Annotated in this window: 22 protein-coding genes; 17 read left to right on the top strand and 5 right to left on the bottom strand. The window is 40.9% G+C overall.

Going from position 1 to position 22,806, the window contains the following annotated elements; all coding sequences use genetic code 11:
- The first annotated feature begins 22 nt into the window (after window positions 1-22).
- The 5 genes from rpmF (at window position 23) to lysM (ending at window position 3,697) form a co-directional block, all read left to right on the top strand.
- Window positions 23-205, top strand: a complete 183-nt coding sequence (gene rpmF, locus Q0890_RS12340; protein WP_058368285.1) for a 50S ribosomal protein L32 — start codon at window positions 23-25, stop codon at window positions 203-205.
- Window positions 206-621: 416 nt separating this feature from the next.
- The gene (gene fabD, locus Q0890_RS12335) at window positions 622-1,590 is read left to right on the top strand and encodes an ACP S-malonyltransferase (RefSeq protein WP_299221418.1); all 969 of its coding nucleotides are present in this window, start codon (window positions 622-624) and stop codon (window positions 1,588-1,590) included.
- Window positions 1,587-2,315, top strand: a complete 729-nt coding sequence (gene fabG, locus Q0890_RS12330; RefSeq protein ID WP_299221415.1) for a 3-oxoacyl-ACP reductase FabG — start codon at window positions 1,587-1,589, stop codon at window positions 2,313-2,315. Before fabD ends, fabG begins: the two co-directional genes overlap by 4 nt.
- A 275-nt stretch (window positions 2,316-2,590) precedes the next feature.
- A complete protein-coding gene (gene acpP / locus Q0890_RS12325) occupies window positions 2,591-2,827 on the top strand; it encodes an acyl carrier protein (protein ID WP_058368288.1) in 237 nt (78 codons plus the stop codon).
- Between the two features lie 360 nt (window positions 2,828-3,187).
- Entirely contained in the window at window positions 3,188-3,697 is a 510-nt protein-coding gene (lysM, locus tag Q0890_RS12320) for a peptidoglycan-binding protein LysM (protein ID WP_299221412.1), read from the top strand.
- Between the two features lie 82 nt (window positions 3,698-3,779).
- Here the strand turns inward: lysM and queG are convergent, their stop codons facing one another.
- Window positions 3,780-4,982, bottom strand: a complete 1,203-nt coding sequence (gene queG / locus Q0890_RS12315; protein WP_299221409.1) for a tRNA epoxyqueuosine(34) reductase QueG — start codon at window positions 4,980-4,982, stop codon at window positions 3,780-3,782.
- 194 nt (window positions 4,983-5,176) lie between these two features.
- Here queG and Q0890_RS12310 point away from each other — a divergent pair, with 194 nt between their 5' ends.
- The gene (locus Q0890_RS12310; protein ID WP_299221406.1) at window positions 5,177-6,931 is read left to right on the top strand and encodes an NAD(P)H-hydrate dehydratase; all 1,755 of its coding nucleotides are present in this window, start codon (window positions 5,177-5,179) and stop codon (window positions 6,929-6,931) included.
- A 200-nt stretch (window positions 6,932-7,131) separates the two neighbouring features.
- Here the strand turns inward: Q0890_RS12310 and Q0890_RS12305 are convergent, their stop codons facing one another.
- The gene (locus Q0890_RS12305) at window positions 7,132-7,635 is read right to left on the bottom strand and encodes a DUF4124 domain-containing protein (RefSeq protein ID WP_299221404.1); all 504 of its coding nucleotides are present in this window, start codon (window positions 7,633-7,635) and stop codon (window positions 7,132-7,134) included.
- An 847-nt stretch (window positions 7,636-8,482) separates the two neighbouring features.
- Here Q0890_RS12305 and Q0890_RS12300 point away from each other — a divergent pair.
- The 8 genes from Q0890_RS12300 (at window position 8,483) to Q0890_RS12265 (ending at window position 15,931) form a co-directional block, all read left to right on the top strand.
- Window positions 8,483-10,195 carry an acetolactate synthase 3 large subunit gene (locus Q0890_RS12300; protein ID WP_299221670.1) on the top strand — a complete coding sequence of 571 codons (1,713 nt, stop codon included), beginning with the start codon at window positions 8,483-8,485 and terminating at the stop codon, window positions 10,193-10,195.
- Complete coding sequence (gene ilvN / locus Q0890_RS12295) at window positions 10,195-10,689, top strand: acetolactate synthase small subunit (RefSeq protein WP_299221401.1); 495 nt, start codon at window positions 10,195-10,197, stop codon at window positions 10,687-10,689. Before Q0890_RS12300 ends, ilvN begins: the two co-directional genes overlap by 1 nt.
- A gap of 121 nt (window positions 10,690-10,810) precedes the next feature.
- Window positions 10,811-11,827: a ketol-acid reductoisomerase gene (gene ilvC / locus Q0890_RS12290; protein WP_299221398.1), complete on the top strand. Its 1,017-nt coding sequence runs from the start codon at window positions 10,811-10,813 to the stop codon at window positions 11,825-11,827.
- Window positions 11,828-12,149: 322 nt separating this feature from the next.
- A complete protein-coding gene (locus tag Q0890_RS12285) occupies window positions 12,150-12,578 on the top strand; it encodes a hypothetical protein (RefSeq protein WP_299221395.1) in 429 nt (142 codons plus the stop codon).
- A 269-nt stretch (window positions 12,579-12,847) separates the two neighbouring features.
- Window positions 12,848-13,060, top strand: coding sequence for a cold-shock protein (locus Q0890_RS12280; RefSeq protein ID WP_058368296.1), 213 nt, complete (start codon window positions 12,848-12,850; stop codon window positions 13,058-13,060).
- A gap of 232 nt (window positions 13,061-13,292) precedes the next feature.
- Window positions 13,293-13,877: a DUF421 domain-containing protein gene (locus Q0890_RS12275; RefSeq protein WP_299221391.1), complete on the top strand. Its 585-nt coding sequence runs from the start codon at window positions 13,293-13,295 to the stop codon at window positions 13,875-13,877.
- A 278-nt stretch (window positions 13,878-14,155) separates the two neighbouring features.
- A complete protein-coding gene (locus Q0890_RS12270; protein WP_299221389.1) occupies window positions 14,156-14,905 on the top strand; it encodes an electron transfer flavoprotein subunit beta/FixA family protein in 750 nt (249 codons plus the stop codon).
- A gap of 93 nt (window positions 14,906-14,998) precedes the next feature.
- Window positions 14,999-15,931, top strand: coding sequence for an FAD-binding protein (locus tag Q0890_RS12265; RefSeq protein ID WP_299221386.1), 933 nt, complete (start codon window positions 14,999-15,001; stop codon window positions 15,929-15,931).
- Window positions 15,932-16,046: 115 nt separating this feature from the next.
- Here Q0890_RS12265 and Q0890_RS12260 read toward each other — a convergent pair whose 3' ends face one another.
- Window positions 16,047-16,841, bottom strand: coding sequence for an RNA methyltransferase (locus Q0890_RS12260; RefSeq protein WP_299221383.1), 795 nt, complete (start codon window positions 16,839-16,841; stop codon window positions 16,047-16,049).
- Window positions 16,842-16,969: 128 nt separating this feature from the next.
- Entirely contained in the window at window positions 16,970-17,953 is a 984-nt protein-coding gene (locus tag Q0890_RS12255) for a class 1 fructose-bisphosphatase (RefSeq protein WP_299221380.1), read from the bottom strand.
- Between the two features lie 387 nt (window positions 17,954-18,340).
- Here Q0890_RS12255 and Q0890_RS12250 point away from each other — a divergent pair, with 387 nt between their 5' ends.
- The 3 genes from Q0890_RS12250 to Q0890_RS12240 all read left to right on the top strand — a co-directional run bounded on the left by Q0890_RS12250 (window position 18,341) and on the right by Q0890_RS12240 (window position 21,293).
- The gene (locus Q0890_RS12250; RefSeq protein ID WP_299221378.1) at window positions 18,341-19,432 is read left to right on the top strand and encodes an aspartate carbamoyltransferase catalytic subunit; all 1,092 of its coding nucleotides are present in this window, start codon (window positions 18,341-18,343) and stop codon (window positions 19,430-19,432) included.
- 120 nt (window positions 19,433-19,552) lie between these two features.
- Complete coding sequence (locus Q0890_RS12245) at window positions 19,553-20,734, top strand: dihydroorotase (protein WP_299221667.1); 1,182 nt, start codon at window positions 19,553-19,555, stop codon at window positions 20,732-20,734.
- The gene (locus Q0890_RS12240) at window positions 20,727-21,293 is read left to right on the top strand and encodes a DUF2127 domain-containing protein (RefSeq protein WP_299221376.1); all 567 of its coding nucleotides are present in this window, start codon (window positions 20,727-20,729) and stop codon (window positions 21,291-21,293) included. Before Q0890_RS12245 ends, Q0890_RS12240 begins: the two co-directional genes overlap by 8 nt.
- Window positions 21,294-21,449: 156 nt before the next feature.
- Here the strand turns inward: Q0890_RS12240 and Q0890_RS12235 are convergent, their stop codons facing one another.
- Window positions 21,450-22,715 (bottom strand): sodium:proton antiporter, encoded by a 1,266-nt coding sequence (locus tag Q0890_RS12235; RefSeq protein ID WP_299221373.1) that lies wholly within the window; start codon window positions 22,713-22,715, stop codon window positions 21,450-21,452.
- Window positions 22,716-22,806 lie beyond the last annotated feature (91 nt).

Below are 22,806 nucleotides of genomic sequence, written 5' to 3'. Positions count from 1 at the left end.
CTTTAAGTATAGGAGCTATATCATGGCTGTTCAAAAGAGTCGTAAAAGCCGTTCTCGTCGTGACATGCGCCGTTCACACCACCATATGAGCGTGGCTGAGCTAAGCGTAGATGCGACCACTGGTGAAAAACATCGTCGTCATCATATGACTAAAGATGGTTTTTATCGTGGCCGTCAACTGTTTAAAGTTAGTCAAGAAGCTTAAATCATTGTCTGTTTGGTAGTTGATATACGGTGGTGGTAATATTTCCAACTATTTACTGCTACTTAGTACATACATTATCAAACAATATGTATTGAGCTTACAAAAACCAAGTTATTTTGCTATCGCATATAGGGTAGCTGGATAGCTTGGTTTTTTATTATGCGTGATTTTTGAGTCTATGCCCGTTAGCAAGCGCTTATAACGATGGTTTGATAGCCATAAAAGTTTCGTTGATAGTATTTTTAATGATTCATTCAGTTTGTTTTATTGTGATTTCATGACTCGCTATAATAATTATGCAGAGCAGTGTATAGTTTGTAATAATTCGCTGTGATAAGCGACATATTAGAATTTTATTTTATAATTATCCTCAGTCTATTTTAAGAATATTTTCAATTACTTAAGGAATATTGGCTATGGCATCTGCACCTGATACAGTAACAACCCCAACCCATCGTATTGCAGTAATCTTTCCTGGACAAGGAGCACAGGCGGTCAACATGACTGCTGAGCTTGCAGAAATATACCCACAAATACAAGATACTTTTGCTGAAGCTAGCAAGGCTTTAGGCGAAGATTTATGGGCAATATGTCAAAATGAAGAACAATTAAATCAGACTCAGTATACTCAACCTGCACTATTAACAGCGAGTATTGCTATCTGGCGCATCCTGCAAGATAAGCTAAATAAAGCACCTCTTTATTTAGCAGGTCATTCGTTAGGTGAGTATAGTGCTCTTTGTGCTGCCGGTGTTATATCGTTAACTGATGCTGTGCAACTGGTACATAAGCGTGGCAAACTGATGCAGGAGGCTGTAGCTGATATTGATACAGCAATGGCAGCAGTATTGGGGCTCGAGGACAATCGTGTTGAAACGTTATGCGAGCAAGCGACTGAACATGTTGATGGTGCTGTTGTGGGTGCTGCCAATTTTAACAGTCCAGGTCAAGTTGTTATATCTGGTAATGCCGCTGGAGTAACGGCTGTGATTGATAAGGTACAAAATACGGGTAAAAAAGCGATTCCTCTAAAGGTTAGTGTGCCATCACACTGTGCATTGATGGAGCCAGCGAGCCAAGCATTGGCAGAAGAGTTGGCTGCTATCAAATTTGATCAAGCCAATATTCCTGTTATCCAAAATCGTCATGCTCGTATTGAGACCAGCGTTCAAAGTATCAAACAAGCGTTAACAGAGCAACTTAGCGAGCCTGTATTATGGTCAAAGACCATGCAAGAGCTGGCAGACAAACAAATAAATATATTAATTGAGTGCGGTAGTGGTAACGTGCTAAGTAATTTGGCCAAGCGTCAAACGCAGCCAATTGCAAGTTATCCAGTAGACAAGCCTGCTCGTATGGAAAAACTGATGGAGGTGTTATCATGAGTCGAACGATTGTATTAGTTAGTGGAGCAAGTCGCGGTATTGGTAAAGCAGTTGCTAAACGTTTTGCGAAAGAAGGACATTTTGTCATTGGCACAGCGACTACAGAAAAAGGTGCTGCTCTTATTGACGATTATTTGCATGATTCCGGTGGTATTGGTCGGGTTCTAGATGTCCGTGATGGCGCACAAATCGATAAATTGTTTGAAGAGATCGAAAGCGTTTACGGTGCTGTACAAGTATTGGTCAATAACGCAGGTATTACTCAAGATGGTTTGCTAATGCGTATGAAAGACGAAGATTGGGACAGTGTGATTGATACCAATTTAACATCAGTTTATCGTATGAGTAAACGTGCAGTGCGCGGTATGATGAAAGCTCGTCGTGGGCGTATTATTAATATCAGTTCAGTGGTTGCAAAGATGGGTAATGCTGGACAATCCAATTATGCGGCGACGAAAGCGGGCGTAGAGGGCTTTAGTCGTACTTTGGCGCGTGAGATTGGCTCTCGTCAAGTAACGATCAACTGTGTGGCTCCTGGGCTGATTGAAACTGATATGACGGATGAGCTTGACGAACGCTTGCTAAACTCTATGTTGGACGCTGTGCCTATTGGACGTTTAGGACAGCCAGAAGATATTGCCGCAGCAACATTATTCTTAGCTAGTGATGAAGCGAGTTATATTACGGGTGCCGTTATACCTGTTAACGGCGGCATGTATATGTGATGTGATAAATAGGACAAAAGCGTCATTTACACTCATATAATAAAAACCTGCGTGAACGAGTGTAAACTGTATTTAATGGTGTTATAATGACGCATATTTTTATGTTTCAGACCTACGTCATAAAGGGTTTCATAAAACATTAAATAAATCGAAATGGGTAAAACTGTGTTAGAGTCTTATCTCTGAGATAAAATACCTTATTCGATAAGACATTATCAGCTCAAAAAATAGCTAGATGATAGTTTTTAAAATTAATAGATAAAGGAGCAGTTTATATGAGTAATGATACTGAGTTAAGAGTAAAATCTGCAGTAGCAGAGCAGTTAGGCATGAACGTTGAAGACATCAGCAACGATGCTTCTTTCATGGAAGATCTAGGTGCAGATTCACTAGACTTGGTTGAACTTGTGATGTCTTTTGAAAGTGATTTTGGTATCACTATTCCTGACGAAGATTCAGCAGAATTGACTACTGTACAAAAAGCAATCGATTACGTCCAAGCTCAACTATAAGCTACTGCTGCTTTATAGTCTATTTATAATATGACTACAGCAAATTTTGCTAAACCGTTTATCTTTATTGATAAGCGGTTTTTTTAAACCTTTAAAAAGTTAACAGCCATGGTTCTTTCGTAATACAAGCAACTTTTCTTACATCATTGGCATTTATAGGGTATAAACAACACCAGTAATATTATTAACACAATCTACCTGTAAGTAACATTATCCAACATACTTTTACTATCTCTCGCTTTTTTGCCTTTCTGGCTTTGTTATACTAATTGAAATGACAGCAATCAAAATCAGTCTGTTATGAATTATAATTCTAGAATATGAAAGACAACCAACAATAAAATTTGAAGGAGTAAATATATGGGTATGTTCAGTTTTGCAAAAGATATTGGTGATAAAATCTTCAATCGTGATGATGATAAGCATGATGCAAAATCAGAGACTAAAGCAGATGCTAATACGCCAGTGAAAAATACAGAACCTTCTGCTCAGTCGGTTGCAAATATCTTGTTGCGCCGTATCCAGCAGCAAAATCTCAATATTGACAATCTAAAAGTTAAATATAACGGCTCAACTGATACTGCTGAAATCAGTGGTGATGCCAAAACACAAGCAGATCGTGAAAAAGCTATCATCGCTATTGGTAACGTACAAAACGTAGCAAAAGTTATTGATAACATCGATATCGAAGAAGATGCTCCTGAATCTACCATGTATACTGTGAAGTCTGGCGATAGCTTGTCTAAGATTGCTGAGGAAGTATATGGTTCATCTGGTGACTATATGAAAATATTCGAAGCTAATAAGCCTATGTTATCTGATCCAGATAAAATATACCCAGGTCAAGTTTTGCGTATTCCTAAGCCGTAATTGTTAAGTCATAATTCAAACAAATAAAACGCCTCTTGTATTAAGAGGCGTTTTTTATTTTCGTTTGTTTATTAATATTCTGCTACTTATTACTACTTTTTAGTTTTTCCTTTTGCTCTGTTATAGCCCAATAAATATGTTCATCAAGCATCTCGCTATATCCTAGTCTGTACTGTAGATGATCGATGACGTCTAAACTAGGATTCGCGTTACCCAGTCCAATAGCAATGTTACGTAAAAAACTAATATATCCTGTTCGCCTAATTGGGCTACCTTTCGTGTATTCTAAAAAGTCAGATTCTTGCCACTGCCACAACTCAATTAAACCGATATTATCAAGATGATGTCTAGGGGCAAAGTCGTCTACTGATGTCAGATTGGCATAACGGTTCCAGGGGCAGATAAGCTGGCAGTCATCACAGCCAAATATTCGATTGCCTATGGCCCGGCGGTACTTTATGTCAATTGCGCCTTTGTGTTCGATGGTTAGATATGAGATGCAAGCAGCTGCATTGAGCTTATAAGGTGCGACGATCGCTTGCGTAGGACAGATATCAATACATGCGCTACAACTGCCACAGTGCGCGTCAACGGGCTTATCATCGGGTAGGTTAAGGCTAATAAACAACTCACCCAATACAAAAAACGAGCCTGCAGATTTATTCAGTAGTAAGGTATGCTTGCCTGTCCAACCAAGACCGACTGCATCGGCTATTGGTCGCTCAAAAATAGGGGCAGAATCACTAAATGGTCGAAAGATAAAATCTGACTCAGCTCCAATGTTTAGATGCTGCCATTCGGGGAGTTTATTTTCAATACTAAGTGCCAACTGCTTTAAGCGGTTACGCATTGTTTTATGATAATCACGCCCTCGCGCATAGCGTGCAATAATACCTTGATTGGGATAATCATTATCGCTAACAGTGCGTGGCACAGGTGTCTGGGTTAGATAATCCATACGAACGCTGATAATGGTTTGTGCACCTGCAACAAGCTTAGCAGGATGCGCTCTTAAATCATGATTGTTATGCATAAACTGCAACTGTCCTTCATACCCTTTATCTAACCACTGCTGTAGCTGCTCAATTTGTTGAGCAAATAAAGGGTGATGGACGGATAAGAACCCACAATCAGCAAACCCTAAAGCTTGGGCCTCAGACTTAATCCATTGCTTTACCTCTACTACAGTGGCGAATATAGGGGTGTTGGTAACGTCAATACCCATACTCGTCTGCTTGCTAGGCGAATGTACTGGTTGCTGTTTGGTCGGCGATTTATTAGTCATATTGGAAGGTATTGGTTTGATGATTTATAGAATGATAGTGATACTGTCACGGTTATGATAGGGCAGACTGATTATAATATAACCATAAAAATAAAATATATGGCTGTTAGTATTAATACATAAAGCGAGATATGTTTTTGTTATATTGGCATATTAGCAGTTTATAAACCCATAAAATAACAATGAGAGATATTATGCAATTACCAATGCAAATAACAGCGCAGTGCTCTCGATCGTCTCTACCTATCGCTTTATATAATAGCAAACAAGTTTATGCTATAGAGCAAGCTTGGTTTGCACAAGGATATGATAGTTTTGGATTGATGCAACAAGCTGCTTGGCAAATGGCACAACGTATTATACTGCTTTATCAGCAGGTCAAGACGCAAGCGAAGAGTAAGGCCAAACATCATAATCATAAGGTTTCTCAGCCTAGCGCGTGTGTTTGGGTGGGTCAAGGTAACAATGGCGGAGATGGTTGGTTAATTGCTCATTATCTACAGCAAGCAGGCTGGCAAGTACAGGTGATAACGGTTGGCATAGAAAATGATAATCAAACAAATGATAGTCAAAATAGCAAATCGGCAATCTCTGATGCATTGAAAGCTCAGCGTATGGCTTTAGACATGAGCTGTCCTCATCAACGCTTTGAAGACATGCATCAGTATCAAAACAAAAATGCTCGATTGGATATAGCATTGCAGGCCGATGTCTATATCGATGCATTATTTGGTATAGGTTTAGACCGTGCGCCAGCAAATTCATATAAACAAGCAATTGTATCATTTAATAGCGCCGCTCAGCAGATTGGCGCTTTAGTAGTCGCTGTTGATATTCCAAGTGGTCTTGTCGCTTCTACCGGTCAAGTATTTGAAGGTTTGGCTATACAAGCAGATATCACATTATGTTTGATTGCGCGTAAGTTTGGTCTGCATACCAAAGATGGTATGGGTTTTAGTGGAAAAGTAATTGATATACCGTTGATACCTTTTGCATCGATTGAACCTGCTGCGATATTGCTTAAGGACGGTCAACATTTAACACCGCGTTGTCAGAACAGTTATAAAGGTAGTTATGGTCATGTCTTAGTGGTTGGAGGCAATCGTATTGATGGCTCTCAAGGCATGGGCGGTGCAGCGATTCTGACTTCCTCTAGCGCGATGGCCACTGGCGCTGGTAAGATAACTGTTGCCTGTCATCAAGCGTTTCATGGTGCGTTATTGAGCTCATTACCTGACGCAATGACGATTGACTTGCATGAGCAAGAGAGCGTTGAGCATTTAATTAAAAGTGCAAGCGTCGTTGCTATCGGTATGGGGCTTGGCCGCGATGAAAAAGCAAAAATATTATTCACCCGTTACCTGAAAGCTGCAATAGCGCACAACAAAACGCTAATCATTGATGCCGATGGTCTCTATCATTTGGCAGCGTTACAAAGGGATAAAAATGAGCTAATTACTCAATTGCGAGAATATAGTAAGACGCACAATGTTTGCTTGACCCCGCATAGTGGCGAAGCTGCTAAATTGTTAGATAAAAAGATTAGTGCGATAGAAAATGACAGATCGTCAGCCATACATCAATGCGCTAATATCTATGGTGGCAATTGGGTATTAAAGGGCGCAGGCTCACTTATTTTAGCTCAAGGACAGTTATATGTTTGCGGTGCTGGGAATGCTGGCATGGCAACAGCTGGTATGGGTGATATATTATCTGGCGTCGTTGCAGGATTGTTGGCTCAACAAGATTTAAATGACGAGCAGAATAACCTGTGTCAAGCGGTAGTGATTCATGCATTAGCAGGTGATATGTTGGTCCGTCAAAGCTCATATGATGCTACGACATATGATCGTATAAGTGGCAATCAGTTATTGATTGGACAGCGCGGCTTACAAGCACAAGATATGCCAGCAGCCATACGTCATATTATGCAAAAGCTAACTTGCTAATTCTATTTAAGTCAACTTAAAAAATACCGCGTCACTGAGATAAACTTTTTGCATCATTAAGAGTTATAGGTACAGCAAGCAAAAAATTGTACTAGCCACGCATTATAATGCTATGTATTCATCTCATTTAATATCGATTATAGTATGGCTACACTGAAAGCGTTTTTGGTACGGGGCTATAGCAACGACTAAAGATATACTTAAGTCTGTGTACCTTGACAATACTGTCCAATCGCTTGTTGTACACGCTCTCGCTTAAGTTCAATCTCGCGGCCATCTAGATACTGGCGTTTACCGTTTGCATCCATCTCATATATACGGCCACCGACATTTAAATTGGTTAAATTGTTACGTAACGATTGACAGCGCTGGGCGTTTGCCTGCGCTTCTTGATCTTTAATACGTGCTTCAAGTTGCGCGACTCGTTGCTGTTCTGCATTTGGCGTATCACTGCTTTGACTGGCATCCGTTTTACCTGCCATCTGTCCTGCATCAGATTGTCTACCATCACTACGGAACTCAATTACCTCGATATTCCGTGCATTTTGCGGTGCATGTTGACTATATTTGACCTCACCGTGCGTACCAAGAGACTTGTAAACTTGGATAGCATGACTTGCACTCATAGGCAGGGCAAATACACAAGTGGTGATAACACCAACTAATAGTTTGTTGACTGTATGAATCATGGGTGAATATGCCATGCTAGTAATCCTTTTGATGAATAAAAGCATTCATGTATAAACGTAAGTGAATTATTGTATAACTTACAATGAGCATACAATGTATGTAGATTCTAACAAAAAATAGTGACAAATGTATATTATTTAATAACTAATAGTTAAGGATGGGTTTCACAAGTTTTTCTTGACAATAAGACCTAAACCGTCGAATATAAGGTTAGTTGATTGGTCAGTGAGCGGCTTTTATGATATTGCCGTAGCACTTGGGGATAATTACTGGTTACTGCTTATCAGCAGTCTCTGCAGTTTTATGCTCTTTGTGACAGTAGCACAGTGTAGTAAAAATCATGACTGCCATAGTCTTTATTTTTAACTGTACCTATTGTCTCCGGACTCATCGGTCTACAATGACTAAGATAAACTTATTATTTTAAATGCTAAAAGTTAACTGCTGTATATATACCCTATGATATTGTCATGTGTAATACAAAGTGCAGCCGTCTTATCGGTATGTTACTTGTATTAAGATCACTTATGTTGTCATTGGTTGGGATATTCAACGGTTTAATATTCTTACATTTCTTACCAATAATAAGCTTCTGTTAAAAATGCTTTAATCTGCATTTCGTCACGTATATCGATAAACTCCTATCAAAAACCGACCATATAAATTGCTATGTTTGGCTAACTTGCTGTCTTATCGTACAGTTATGATCTGACATAGTGATCACATATTATTGATAAGGTGATGACAGTGACGCAAACCACGCAAAGTCCAAACATGACTGGCCATACTCAAACGGGTAATGCCGCCAAGCACTTCGACGAAAAACAACAACGTATTGCTGAGGGTAGCGCTCAGCCTGTGATGCTATCTGGTGCAGAAATGTTGGTGCAATCGCTAACAGATGAAGGGGTCGAATATATTTTTGGTTATCCAGGTGGTGCAGTTTTACATATATACGATGCGCTGTTTCAACAGGACAATATTGAACATATCTTAGTCCGTCATGAGCAAGCAGCAGGTCACATGGCAGATGCTTATTCGCGGACAACTGGCAATACTGGCGTTGTGTTAGCGACATCAGGGCCTGGTGCTACGAATACAGTGACTGCTATTGCCACAGCGTTTATGGACTCAGTGCCGATGGTCGTGATTTCAGGTCAGGTACCAAGTAGTTTAATCGGTGAAGATGCCTTCCAAGAAACGGATATGGTTGGTGTTTCAAGGCCGATCGTTAAACATAGCTTTCAAGTTCGTCATGCCAGCGAAATACCTTTAATCGTCAAGAAAGCTTTTTATATTGCACAGTCTGGACGTCCAGGTCCTGTCGTTATTGATGTGCCAAAAGACATGACTGCTCCTAGCGAAAAGTATGCGTACCAATATCCAAAGGATGTGTTCGTAAGATCTTATCAGCCATCTGTTAAGGGTCATAGCGGTCAGATAAAAAGAGCTGTTGAGACTTTACTTGCTGCAAAGCGTCCCGTTGTTTATGCAGGTGGCGGCGTTATTTGGAGTAAGGCTCATGAAGAGTTAAGGGATATTGCTCATCGCTTGAACTTGCCTGTGACCAACACTTTGATGGGTCTTGGTACTTTCCCTGGTTCTGATCGTCAGTTCCTAGGAATGCTTGGTATGCATGGTACTTATGAGGCCAATATGACTATGCATCATGCAGATGTCATTTTAGCAGTTGGGGCACGTTTTGATGACCGCGTAACCAACAACGTCAAGAAATTTTGTCCAAATGCGACAATCATCCATATAGATATTGACCCGGCGTCTATCTCAAAAACTATCTTTGCGCATATTCCTATCGTTGGTGATGTAAAGTCTGTACTTAGCGATATGTTGTCTATTATTGGCGAAGATAAAGAGTTAGAACAACATGCCTTATTAGATTGGTGGTCGCAGATCAACGAATGGCGCAAGCGTCATGGTCTACGTTATGACACTGATACTAAAAATGGTATCAAGCCGCAAAATGTGGTACAGACTTTGTGCAAAATCACCGAAGGTAATGCGATTATCACCAGTGATGTCGGTCAGCATCAAATGTTTGCTGCGCTTTATTACACCTATAATGAGCCACGTCAATGGCTTAACTCAGGGGGGCTGGGTACTATGGGCGTTGGTTTGCCATACGCCATGGCAGCGAAGCTTGTAAGACCAGAGCGTGATGTCGTCTGTATTACAGGTGAGGGCTCAATTCAAATGAATATTCAAGAGCTATCAACGTGTCTGCAGTATGATCTACCAGTTAAGATTTTGAACCTTAATAACGCGCAGTTGGGTATGGTTAAGCAGTGGCAGGATATGTTGTATGAGGGTCGTCATGCGCATTCTTATATGAATTCATTACCTGACTTCGTTAAATTGGCCGAAAGTTATGGTCATGTTGGTATCAAAATCACTGACCCTGAAAAAATGGAAGAGCAATTGGCTGAAGCAATGGCAATGAAAGACAAGCTTGTATTCATTGATGTCTATGTCGATCGTAACGAGCATGTATATCCGATGCAAGTCGCAGGTCAAACAATGCGTGATATGTGGTTATCTAAAGGGGAGCGTACCTAATGCAACAACATCTGATTTCGGTATTAATAGAAAACGAAGCGGGATCGTTGTCGCGGTTGGTTGGCTTGTTTTCTCAACGTGGGTACAATATTGAGACTCTAAACGTTGCACCAACAGAAGATCCATCCATTTCACGCTTGACAGTAACGACGATTACTTCACCAGAAAAAATAGAGCAAATTACCAAGCAGTTGCATAAGCTGGTTGAAGTAATTAAAGTATTGAATCTATCTGAAAATGTACACGTCGAACGTGAGCTCATGCTGATTAAGGTTCGTGCCACTGGTAGTGTGCGTGAAGAAATTAAACGCAGTGCTGACATATTCCGTGCTCAAATCGTCGATGTGAATGCAAACCTATATACCATCCAGATCGTAGGTGATACCGCTAAGCTCGATGGGTTTATTGATACTATCGGTCGTGAGCGTGTGCTTGAAGTGGTGCGTTCAGGTGTCATTGGTATTGCCCGCGGCGAAAAAACCTTAAGCGTCTAATATTATTCTGTTTTAAATCATTTTATTACTAGGCTTATATTGTTTACTATTTTAAAAAATAATTATGATATAAGTATTTACAACCCATGGCTTCCCATGATTGAGGAAAAGGACTCTACCTATGAACGTTTTTTATGATAAAGATTGTGATCTATCCATCATCCAAGGCAAAAAAGTGGCTATTATTGGTTATGGCTCACAAGGACATGCCCATGCTTTGAACTTACAAGAATCTGGGGTAGACGTAACAGTTGGTCTACGTGCCAACTCTGGTTCGTGGAGAAAAGCTGAAAACGCTGGTCTAAAAGTTTCTGAAGTAGAAGAGGCAGTAAAGGCTGCAGACGTCATCATGATTTTGACACCAGATGAGTTTCAAAAGCAGCTTTATAATGATGTGATTGAGCCAAATATCAAAGAAGGCGCCACGCTTGCTTTTGCCCATGGTTTTGCCATTCATTACAACCAAGTGGTACCGCGTAGCGATCTTGATGTCATCATGGTCGCACCAAAGGCACCAGGTCATACGGTACGTTCTGAGTTCGTTAAAGGTGGCGGCATTCCTGATCTTATCGCTATTTACCAAGATGCATCGGGTCAAGCCAAGCAGTTGGCACTATCTTATGCCGCTGGTGTTGGTGGCGGTCGCTCAGGTATTATCGAAACAACCTTTAAAGATGAGACTGAAACTGACTTGTTTGGTGAGCAAGCAGTACTATGTGGCGGTGCTGTTGAACTGGTCAAAATGGGCTTTGAAACCCTGACAGAAGCTGGTTACGCGCCAGAAATGGCTTATTTTGAGTGCTTACATGAACTTAAGCTTATCGTTGACCTCATGTATGAAGGCGGTATCGCTGACATGAACTATTCGATCAGTAACAACGCAGAATACGGCGAATATGTGACTGGTACAGAGGTTATCAACGAGCAATCACGCGAAGCCATGCGTAATGCGTTAAAACGTATCCAGTCTGGTGAATACGCCAAAATGTTCATCTCTGAAGGTGCCACCAACTATCCGTCTATGACGGCCCGTCGTCGTAACAACGCTGAGCATGAGATTGAAAAGACAGGTGCTAAGCTGCGTGGTATGATGCCTTGGATTGGTGGTAATAAAATCATCGACAAAGACAAAAACTAAATAGTTATCTGTTAAGTTATTATTAAAACCCATGTTATCGATAGATAGCATGGGTTTTTTGACCTTATATTATCGTCATAGGAGCGTTAAAATTACTACTTTTGATTAGCGTAAGCAAACAAGTACTGCAATTAAAACAAGAGGTTGTCCTACTAATTTTGGAAGTAATAAAAAATAGCGCTTGAAAACTTACAATCAACACCCAATGTAAACAACCGATATACCACTTATGCAAAAGTTAATGTTTATAAAACAACAAGCTTGGATATAAGGGTCTTTGAGCGATTTTCTTTATTTTTATTTATACTATAGGTTATATGCTGTGCAAATATCTTTTCCAGACTGGCTAACGCCGCAATTCGCATATATTTCTTTCAGCGCTGTCGTTGCCGTTCTGATTTGGATCGAAGGGGAGATGCTTAAACGTAGCAGCGGTAAGCTGCCAAAATCTCTGTTCTTTCAATTTAGCTCATTACTAGACACTTCATGGTTTTTCGTTTCTGTAGTCATGATATATGTGATTGATTTATCGCCATTGGCAACGACTGTGCCAGCAGCATATGGTCTTTATACAGTCTTTGGTTGGATTTATGGAACACGTTTACTTAAACTTCGCGGTATTCCAGACTCTCCTGAAGATTTGGTAATACCTTCTAAGTATATTGCTTATAGTCAATCATTCGCTTTAATATTCTTTGGGCTGTGTTTATTTATTTTAGCACTTCCTTGGTTGCCCATATTTGAGTCTTAAGTATATTATTAAACTGGCTATATTCGGTTACACAAGTTTACTAAATGAACAACTATACCTTTACAAAAACTCGCAATTTAACATCCCGACCACAATAAAAGCTGCTATACTAAACTTGTACTTAGGGAGTTGTAGACGAAAATAGTCACATATCGTTAAGATATAACGCTGGTTTTAGTCTTAGCATTTGCTTAAAATTCAACTAAGTATTTGTCAATTAATCGGTGAAGACAAAAGTCTCACCAACAGTTAAAGAGTTAGGAAAATTTATGTCAGATAAAGTTGAAGGCACTGTAAAGTGGTTTAATGAAGCTAAAGGTTTTGGTTTTATCGCTCAAGACAACGGCGGACAAGACGTATTCGCTCACTACAGCGCTATCCAAGGTAACGGTTTTAAAACTCTAGCCGAAGGTCAAAAAGTGTCTTTCATCTTAGGTGATGGTAAGAAAGGACCACAAGCTGAGCAAATCGAAGCACTTTAATCTTATTGATGTTAAGTTTGATTGTCTGATCAATACTTTTCATTTTCAAAGATAAAATAAAAGCTGAGATTAGTTTGTTGTATAACAACAAAAATATTGTTTAGACTTTATAAAAAAAGCAACCTCTAATCAGGTTGCTTTTTTTATTGAAAAAATAACTTTGTAGATAAGTTATTGAGTGAAAATTAACAAACGATTGATTATAAATAAGCAGGTGCAGTAAGGTGATAATATGAAATGGGAAAACTGGTTTTCGATTGATTGGCAACAGGTGGTTGGCATCTCTTTATCCGCAGTAGGCTTTTATATTGGCCTTATGATGTTCACTCGCTTGATGGGGTTACGTAGCTTCTCCAAGCTATCAAGTCACGATTTTGCCATGACCGTAGCTATTGGTAGTATCTTGGCATCGACAGTATTATCTGACACGCCATCGTTACTTCAAGGATTGTGTGCAGTTGGTGCATTATTTGTCATTCAAGGTTTGGTCTCGATAATAAGACGAAAAATCAAACCTTTAAAAGCACTGATAGATAATCAACCTATAATCTTAATGGCGCATGGTGAATATTTTTGGGACAACTTAAAAGAAGCTAACTTGAGCACTAGTGATGTCCAACAGGTATTACGTAAAAATAGTATTAAATCAAAATCAGAGGTTTTTGTTGTAATCATGGAAACAACTGGTGATATGAGCGTCATTAAAAATAACGATGTAACACCAGATTGGTCATTATTTAATGATATACGTGACAGCGATCTGCTAATTGACGCGACTAAAAATTCTATGAAAAAAGATACTTTAAACAATGCATAGTTAAATATGTAATAATAAATTTTGAACGATAAAATCATGAATATATCATGTCATCTGACATGTTTTATATAAATAGTGACAAATTTATGACGCATTATTCACGGCGTTGTCTTGACCTTATTAAGATGCTCACGCAAGATAGTTAGGTCTAATAAGTCAAGCTCGACAGATAATCGTTGACAAACGTAGCTACAAGATTTAAGTAATATTTTGCATCAAGTAAATCAATAGTTTTTGATTTATATTTTCAATTCATAACATTAATAAACGAGGAACGTATGAAAGCATTAGTCGCGGTCAAGCGTGTCATTGATTACAACGTAAAAGTTCGTGTAAAAGCTGATAACTCTGGTGTGGATTTATCGAATACCAAAATGTCTATCAACCCGTTTGATGAGATTGCAGTTGAAGAAGCGGTTCGTCTAAAAGAAGCTGGCGTCATTGACGAGATCATCGTCGCTTCTATTGGACCAAAAGAAGCACAAGAGCAAATTCGTGCAGCGTTAGCATTGGGCGCGGATCGTGGAGTCTTAGTCAAAACTGATGATAAACCCTATCCGCTACAAGTCGCTAAAATTCTAAAAAGCATCGCTGAACAAGAAAGCACGGATATTATTTTGTTAGGTAAGCAAGCGATTGATGATGACAACAATCAGACAGGCCAGATGCTTGCAGCTTTAATGGGTATTGGTCAAGGTACGTTTGCTTCTGAAGTAAAAGTCGAGGGTGATAGCGTAAATGTGACTCGTGAAGTTGATGGTGGCTTACAGACAGTGGCGCTATCGTTACCTGCGGTGATTACAACTGATTTACGTTTAAACGAACCACGCTACGCAAAACTGCCAAATATCATGAAAGCTAAGAAAAAGCCTCTTGATGAAAAAACGCCAGCAGATTTTAGTGTTGAGATGACATCTAAGCAAGAAATCGTTAAAGTTACTCCACCTGCTGAGCGTAAAGCTGGTATTACGGTAGCCTCAGTTGATGAATTGGTCGATAAGCTCAAAAATGAAGCGAAAGTAATCTAAGACTTCGCTGACGCATTTATAAAGTGTTAGTACTGTAAATGCTGTATTTAAAAGCTATCTGACGACATGAACAAATAAATAAAGGACAAAAAAATGGCAATTTTGGTATATGCAGAACACGACAATGCCAGTCTAAAAAAGGCAACTCTAAGTACTATTGCAGCTGCTAAGCAAATGGGTGATGATATTCATGTATTGGTTGCTGGTAGTGGTAATCAAGCAGCGGCTAACGAAGCAGCAAAAGCTGAAGGCGTAAGCAAAGTGCTATTGGCAGATAACGCAGCTTACGAACATCAAATGGCAGAAAATATATCGTTATTGGTTGCAGATATTGCCGCAGATTATAGCCATATTATTGCCCCAGCAACGACCACTGGTAAAAACTTTATGCCACGTACAGCAGCTTTACTGGATGTCAGTATGTTGTCAGAGATTTCTGCTGTTATAGATGCTCAAACTTTTGAGCGTCCTATTTACGCTGGTAATGCGACTGCTACGGTCAAGACGACGGAAGATAAAATCGTATTGACCGTACGTACAACGGCTTTTGATCCAGTAGCTGCTGAAGGTGGTTCTGCTACTGTTGAGACAATCGATAGTGTACAAGATGCTGGCAAAGCAAGCTTTGTCAATGAAGAAATGGCAGCTTCTGATCGCCCTGAGTTGACATCAGCCTCAATCGTTGTATCAGGCGGTCGTGCCTTAGCGAATGGTGAGAACTTCACCAAATATATCGAGCCATTAGCAGATAAGCTAGGTGCTGCTGTTGGTGCATCGCGTGCTGCGGTTGATGCAGGTTATGTTCCTAACGATATGCAGGTCGGTCAGACGGGTAAAATTGTCGCGCCAGATTTATATATCGCGGCCGGTATCTCAGGTGCTATCCAGCATTTGGCAGGTATGAAGGATTCAAAAGTTATTGTCGCCATTAACAATGACCCAGAATCTCCAATCGCAAGTGTTGCCGATTACTTCTTAGAAGCTGATCTATTTGACGCGATACCTGAGCTCACTAGTAAGGTCTAAGTTCGATAGATGATCTATAAAAGACAATCTAAAAATCCCGCTATCATCGATAGCGGGATTTTTTAAGTTTAAACACCAAGCTAATATAACTATTCTATATTAACTGTATATGAATTTAACTATAACGGCGCTGACGTATCGTTTCATAAAGACAGAGCGAACCTGCGACCGCAACGTTAAGGCTCTCTTGTCCATTGGGCTGCGGTAAGGCGATAGGAGTTGCACATTGCATTAGCTCATCACAGACGCCTTGACCTTCATGGCCCATTATCCAAGCAGTCGGAGCGGTAAGGTCGTGTTCGTAAATCAAAGTATCAGTATGTGAGCTGGTTGCCAATAAGGGGGCTTTTACACACTCTAGAATATTTTGAGCACTCAAACCTTCATAAATAGTGAGCGCAAACTGCGCGCCCATTCCCGCCCGTAATGTCTTGGGTGACCATGTTTGGGCCGTGCCGCTCGTACAGAGTACTGTTTCTATTCCAACTGCGGCTGCGGTACGTAGCAGCGTACCGACGTTACCACTATCTTGTACATCATTTAAAATCAAGCAGTCGTAGTCTATCACCGTTAAGCTTGGCACAGGTACGTTTATGACTCCCATAATATCGATACCTGTACCGAGACTTCGAATGCCCTCATACAATGCATCGGACAACGTCAAAACACTTGTGTGGGTAGGCAGACGTGTCAGAACTTGCTGAACCTCAGGATGCTGGTGAGCTGATTGTGCGAGTAGTATTTGAACAAATGGATAATCACTGCGTAGGGCTGCGTCAATAAGATGCACACCTTCAAGTACGGTCTGCCCTTGTTTTTTACGTTGACGGGCTTGAGATAACAGCGCTTTTACGAGTTTTACTGAAGGATTTTTATCTGAAGTTATCAGCTCGGTGGAGTCTATTGACATAATTGACTGCTTAAAAAAGGTAAAATGAATGACATCAAAAACACCCCAGTCCAAAATACTTTTTAATATTGGACTGGTCATTGCTTAGTGTGTAGTATTACATTATAAATAAGTAAGGATAAAGTGTACTATTTATTGTCATGTTTGAGGTGTAAGTCTTTGACATAATCGACTTCGTTTTTACTACCAAGGACGACAGGGACACGCTGGTGAATGTCAGTTGGGGCTATATCTAAGATACGATGGGTGGCATCAGTCGCACTGCCGCCTGCGCGTTCTATGAGTAAACTCATAGGATTGGCTTCGTACATTAAACGCAGCTTACCAGCTTTGTTTGGATACTTAGTGTCAAAAGGATACGTGAATAACCCACCGCGGCATAGTATACGATGCACATCGCCAACCATAGCGGCTACCCAGCGCATATTAAAATCACGACCACGTACGCCTGTATCGCCAGCGACTAGCTCATCAATATACTGCTGCATAGGAGCACGCCAATAGCGATAATTTGAGCTGTTAATAGCATACTCACTGGTATCGGCATCGATTTGTACATTGTCTTTTACTAGTATGTAGTCGTTACTATCTGGATCTAAGCTAAACATCACTACGTTGTCCACTACCGTCAGTGCCAGCATGGTTGATGTACCATATAGTAGGTAACCTGCCGCCAGCTGTGCGTTGCCCGCTTGTAAAAAGTCGCTATTTTCACTTGTTTGACCCTGACGTTGGTAGGGCAAAATAGAGAAAATCGTGCCTACCGCCATATTGATATCGATGTTTGATGAACCATCAAGCGGATCAAATAATACGAGTAAGTTACCATCTGCATTGGCAGGGGTTGCATCATCTAGCTCTTCTGACGCCACACCTGCACAGTGTTTGTTTTGTGCTAAAGCATCTAATAATAAATCATTGGCCAATACATCTAGCTTTTTTTGTTCTTCACCTTGGACATTTTGATTGCCTGCTTCGCCCAAAATGTCTGCTAACGCTCCTTTTCTGAGCAGTTGTGAAATGGTTTTACCAACTTCTGTGACCGTAGTGATGACATCGCTTACGGCAGAGTCAGTTTTTTGCGCTTTTAAATATTGGGCTAAGGTCGTCATAGTAGTTCCTAATAAATGGAAGAAATCGTCTAAGATAAAAAATCATAAGGTTTAAAAATACGCTAGATTAAGCTTATGACTTAGAATATGTTCAGCTAAAACTTTGGTTGAATGAGTAAATATGCAAATAGCAGGCACGTTATCTTTGTCCTGCATGCAAAATCAGCTACACTATGTCTATTATTATTGATAATTTAGTCAAACTTGCTGCTTATTATCGTAGATAGTGGGTTATTTATGAAAGCGAGTAAGATGACATAGGCTACTGCGATAAAGTGTAGCAAATAAGTGTCAAAATGTCCCCGTGTCTGTACACATGGTCATAGTCGTGAACGAAAAAATCGTTATGATTGACTTGATATAAACCCATAATAAAGACTTGCCATTATGCCAACTTCCAAAAAAAATACACCTACAAATACTGTATCACCATCCAAATACGCCACATTTGACCATGATACTGTCCATCAAAGACTCAACACCTCCCTTAGTCGTCCACAGTTAAACCAAGATGGCAGTTTGCGTCACTTTTTGGGCGTAGAAGGGCTCAATAAATCACAACTACAAGCCATTATTGCTAAAGCTGAAACTTTCTTTGATGAAAATGGTCAGCTGATCAATCGGCCTGAGCTTGACGGCTGTACAGTCATGAATCTGTTTTTCGAGCCTTCGACCCGTACCCGCACTACTTTTGAGGTGGCAGAAAAGCGTCTTGGAGCCAATGTGCTAAACATTGATATTGCGCGCTCTAGTACAAAAAAAGGCGAAAGTCTACGCGATACTCTATGGAACTTACAAGCAATGACAGCTGATATTTTTGTAGTCAGGCATTCTGCATCAGGGGCCGCGCATTTTATGGCGACTGAGGTGACACCAGATATCGCTATTATCAATGGCGGTGATGGCTGGCATGCGCACCCGACCCAAGGGATGCTAGATATGCTGACCATTCATCGCGCCGCGCCGCGCCCGTTTGAGGCGCTATCAGTTGCTATCATCGGTGATATTAAGCATTCAAGAGTCGCGCGCTCCGATATCAATGCGCTGCAAACTTTAGGCGTCAAAGATGTTCGCGTCTGCGCGCCACGTACGCTATTACCTAAGGGAATTGAGCGTTACGGTGTGCGTGTGTATGAAAACATGAATGAGTGCGTCACAGACTGTGATGTCATCATGGGATTAAGAATACAAAATGAGCGCATTGGCTCGCCGCTACTGGCCTCATCAAGTGAATATTACAAACATTATGGTATTACGCCTGAGCGGGTGGCGCTAGCAAAACCTGACGCTCTAATTATGCATCCAGGTCCGATGAATCGAGGTATTGAGATTGCCTCAAGTGTAGCCGATGGTCCACAGTCTGTTATTTTAGAGCAAGTAAGTAATGGTGTGGCGATTCGTATGGCTGTATTATCACTTGCCATGGAAGGCCAACGCGCTCATCAAACAGCAAGAAACTCACAAAAGACACCTAACTAATGACGTTAACAGCTGATATTTTGTAACGTAAACTTTAGACGTTTGATGAATCGATTCTATTTATTTAATTATTGATATGGTAACAAGCTCATGACTGACCCCATTACTACTGATGCACAGATGATAAATTTACTTCCTGACGTCTTTAAGAAATCGTTACCGAATGAGACGATGAATAAACTTACAAACCTTGAGACTGGTCGTGAGACTTGGTTATTACCTCCATTAGTAGACTTGTGCGCACGCCTACGTGAACCCGGACAGCAGCAACACGGGACATTATCCTCTGAAGGTCGAGCTGCCCGTGGCAATGGTTTTTTGCATGTAGTGATTCCACCTGATACCAACCCTATCTTGGAAAATGGCTCACTACTCAAAGGTTTGCGTGAGCGGGCACTTGAAGATGGTGGTATTTATTTGCATGTACTTGGCGCATTGACAGCAGGTCTAGAAGGGACGCGTCCCTCTAATATCGCAGGTCTTAAAAAAGGAGGCTGTATTGCTGTTTCCAACGCGCGCAGGCCTTTTGATAATGATCTGGTGTTATTGCGGACATTAGAATATGCCGCAACCTTTGGTATGAAAGTGTTTTTTTATCCTGATGAGCCAAGTTTATCTGGCAATGGGGTTGCGCATGAAGGCTACATTGCTTCTTATCACGGTCTGCAAGGTATTCCTTGGATCGCTGAGACTGTCGCCCTGTCTACCCAGTTATTGATGGTAGAGGAGACGGGTATTGCAGCTCATTTTAGTCAATTGTCCTGTAAGTCTTCAGTAGAGCTGATGCGCTGGGCAAAAGACAAAGGACTGCCAGTAACGTGTGATGTGGCGATGCATCAGCTGTATTTGACAGATGACAATCTAGAAGGCTTTAATGCCCAAGCTTATGTATTACCGCCATTACGTAGTAACACTGATCAACAAGCACTGCTACGTGGCCTCAAAGATGGGACTATCGATGCCATTTGCAGTCATCATGAACCCCTAAATTCTACAGCCAAAAAAGCACCTTTCGCTGAGAGTACACCTGGTATCTCGAATTTCGACACCTTTATGGCTTTAGCCTGCCAATTAGTACGGGATAAGGTATTAACAGTAGAGCAGTTGGTAGATAAGGTTTGCATCAACCCTGCGCAAATTGCTGGAATAAGTACCAAATATGAGAGCTTAGGCGGTGCAATCTTGGTCGATCCTAATCTTGAATGGCAGGTGACAGTAGATACCATGTTATCGAACGGCAAAAACACCCCATTTTTTAACCAGTATTTGCAAGGCCGAGTCGTGGAGACTTTCTTTGGTTAATTCGTCCCAGCACAATGACAACTCACGACCTTCTATAGCGGGTGAAAGTCATCAGTTATTAGGTGATGACGATAGTTTGTCGAACAAAGCGACCAAAGACAGCGAATCTAGCGAATCGATTAAAGCGGTTGCAGTATACGAGATTGTCAAAGGGGCGGGCGCGCTGACAGGGGCTTTTGCATTATGGCTTTGGCATACTAATCTTGAGCGCTGGCTGGCCCAAGCATCGGATTCATGGCAACAACGCTTTGGCAGCCTGTTTTCACCACAAATTGACAGTATCGTCCAAATTGCCCAGCAAGCAAGTAAAAACTGGTCACTTTTTTTGTTGTTTATCTTTGCTTATGTCAGTCTGCGTTTTATTGAAGCTTATGGGTTATGGCAAGATAAAACATGGGCATACTGGTTTAGCGTTATCGGTTATGGGATATTCATTCCTATTGAGATTTACTACTTAATAGTGAGCCCATTTGATTGGTTCAAACTGGGAATCTTACTACTAAATATTCTCATTGTCGTCGTGGTCTATCGTAATATGAAACGTAAAGGTTTGATATAACCTTGATAGCAAACCTTATCATAGAGCAGCTGTGCTGTTAAGAGATTGGCACTAGGAAACCAGTATGACATCATGGCTATATATCTCGCTGACTACTTCGATAGTTATATAGCGTTAATCGTATGGTTTAGATAAATTATTCATTTGAACTCATCGCTATTTATGCATAACAGGCTGAATCCTCTTAGCGACTTTACCAATGCTTAACCCTTGTACCAAGATAGAGAAGACGACGACAGCGTAGGTAAGCGCCAGTAAAATGTCGCGCTCCATCCCTGAAGGTAGCTGTAGTACTAAAGCCACCGAAATGCCGCCGCGTAACCCGCCCCAGGTCAATACTTTCCATGCACCCTCGGGCAGTTGTAGCTGTCGGCTAAAGGTTTTGGTAGTCATGCCGACGACGATAAGGCGAGCAAGTAAGGCAATCATGATACTCAAACCTCCAGCAATAAACAGATTGCCTGAGTAGGCAATAATGACTACCTCAAGACCGATCAGCACAAATAAAATGGCATTCAAAATCTCATCTATCAGCTCCCAAAACAGATCGATATAATGGCGGGTCTTGTCGCTCATCGCAAGCTCACGTCCACGGTTGCCGACCATTAATCCCATCATTACCATAGCAAGTGGTCCAGATAAATGCCAATGACTGGCCAATGCATAACCGCCTATCACCCCTGCCAGCGTCAACAGTACTTCCTCCTGATAACTGTCAATACTTTTGAGTAAATAGTACAAAATAGCGCCAAGTACCAAGCCAAAAATAATACCGCCGCCAGCCTCAACGGCTAACGTATGTGCCACATAATTAACCGTAGGAATGTCACCACTAGATAGGATGCCGAGCAATAGGACAAATATGACAACGCCGATACCATCGTTGAATAGTGACTCGCCAGCGATGACAGTCTCAATACTCTTTGGTGCTCCCGCTGATGCTAATATTCCCATAACCGCAATAGGATCTGTAGGCGATATCAGAGCACCAAACAATAGGCACCAAATGAAAGGCAGCCCAAAACCGAGGAGCGGTAGCATAAAGTAAAGGGCAGTAGCGATCAGCACGGCCGATACTAGCGTACCAATACATGCAAGAATACCTATGGGAAGTTTATAACGCTTTAAATCACCAATATTGACGTGCAAAGCCCCGGCAAATAGGAGCATAGATAGCATGCCATCAAGTAAGACTTCAGTGAAGTCTAGTTGATCTAATAAACTCACCTCATAGTCAATAAGCTGATCGAAGCCCAAAAATCCTAAAAAAATCGCTATCATGGATAAGACAATAGAGATAACCATGACCCCGATTGTAGTTGGCAGGCCAATAAAGCGATGATTGATATAAGCCAATATCGCCGTTACTGATAAAAAAATAGCGCTAATCTCAAGTATGGTCAGGCTGGTTGCAGATGCCATAAAAGCAGTCTCAATGAGTATAAAAGTTGTTGGAAGGATAACAGGTATTTAGCAGATAGATAGTGCTAGTATTGCTTGATACCTATAGCAA

The sequence above is a fragment of the uncultured Psychrobacter sp. genome (assembly GCF_947488565.1).
Taxonomy (GTDB): Bacteria; Pseudomonadota; Gammaproteobacteria; order Pseudomonadales; family Moraxellaceae; genus Psychrobacter; species Psychrobacter saeujeotis.
Note: the sequence above shows the minus strand (reverse complement) of the source record. Positions and strands in the feature narration are given on the sequence as shown.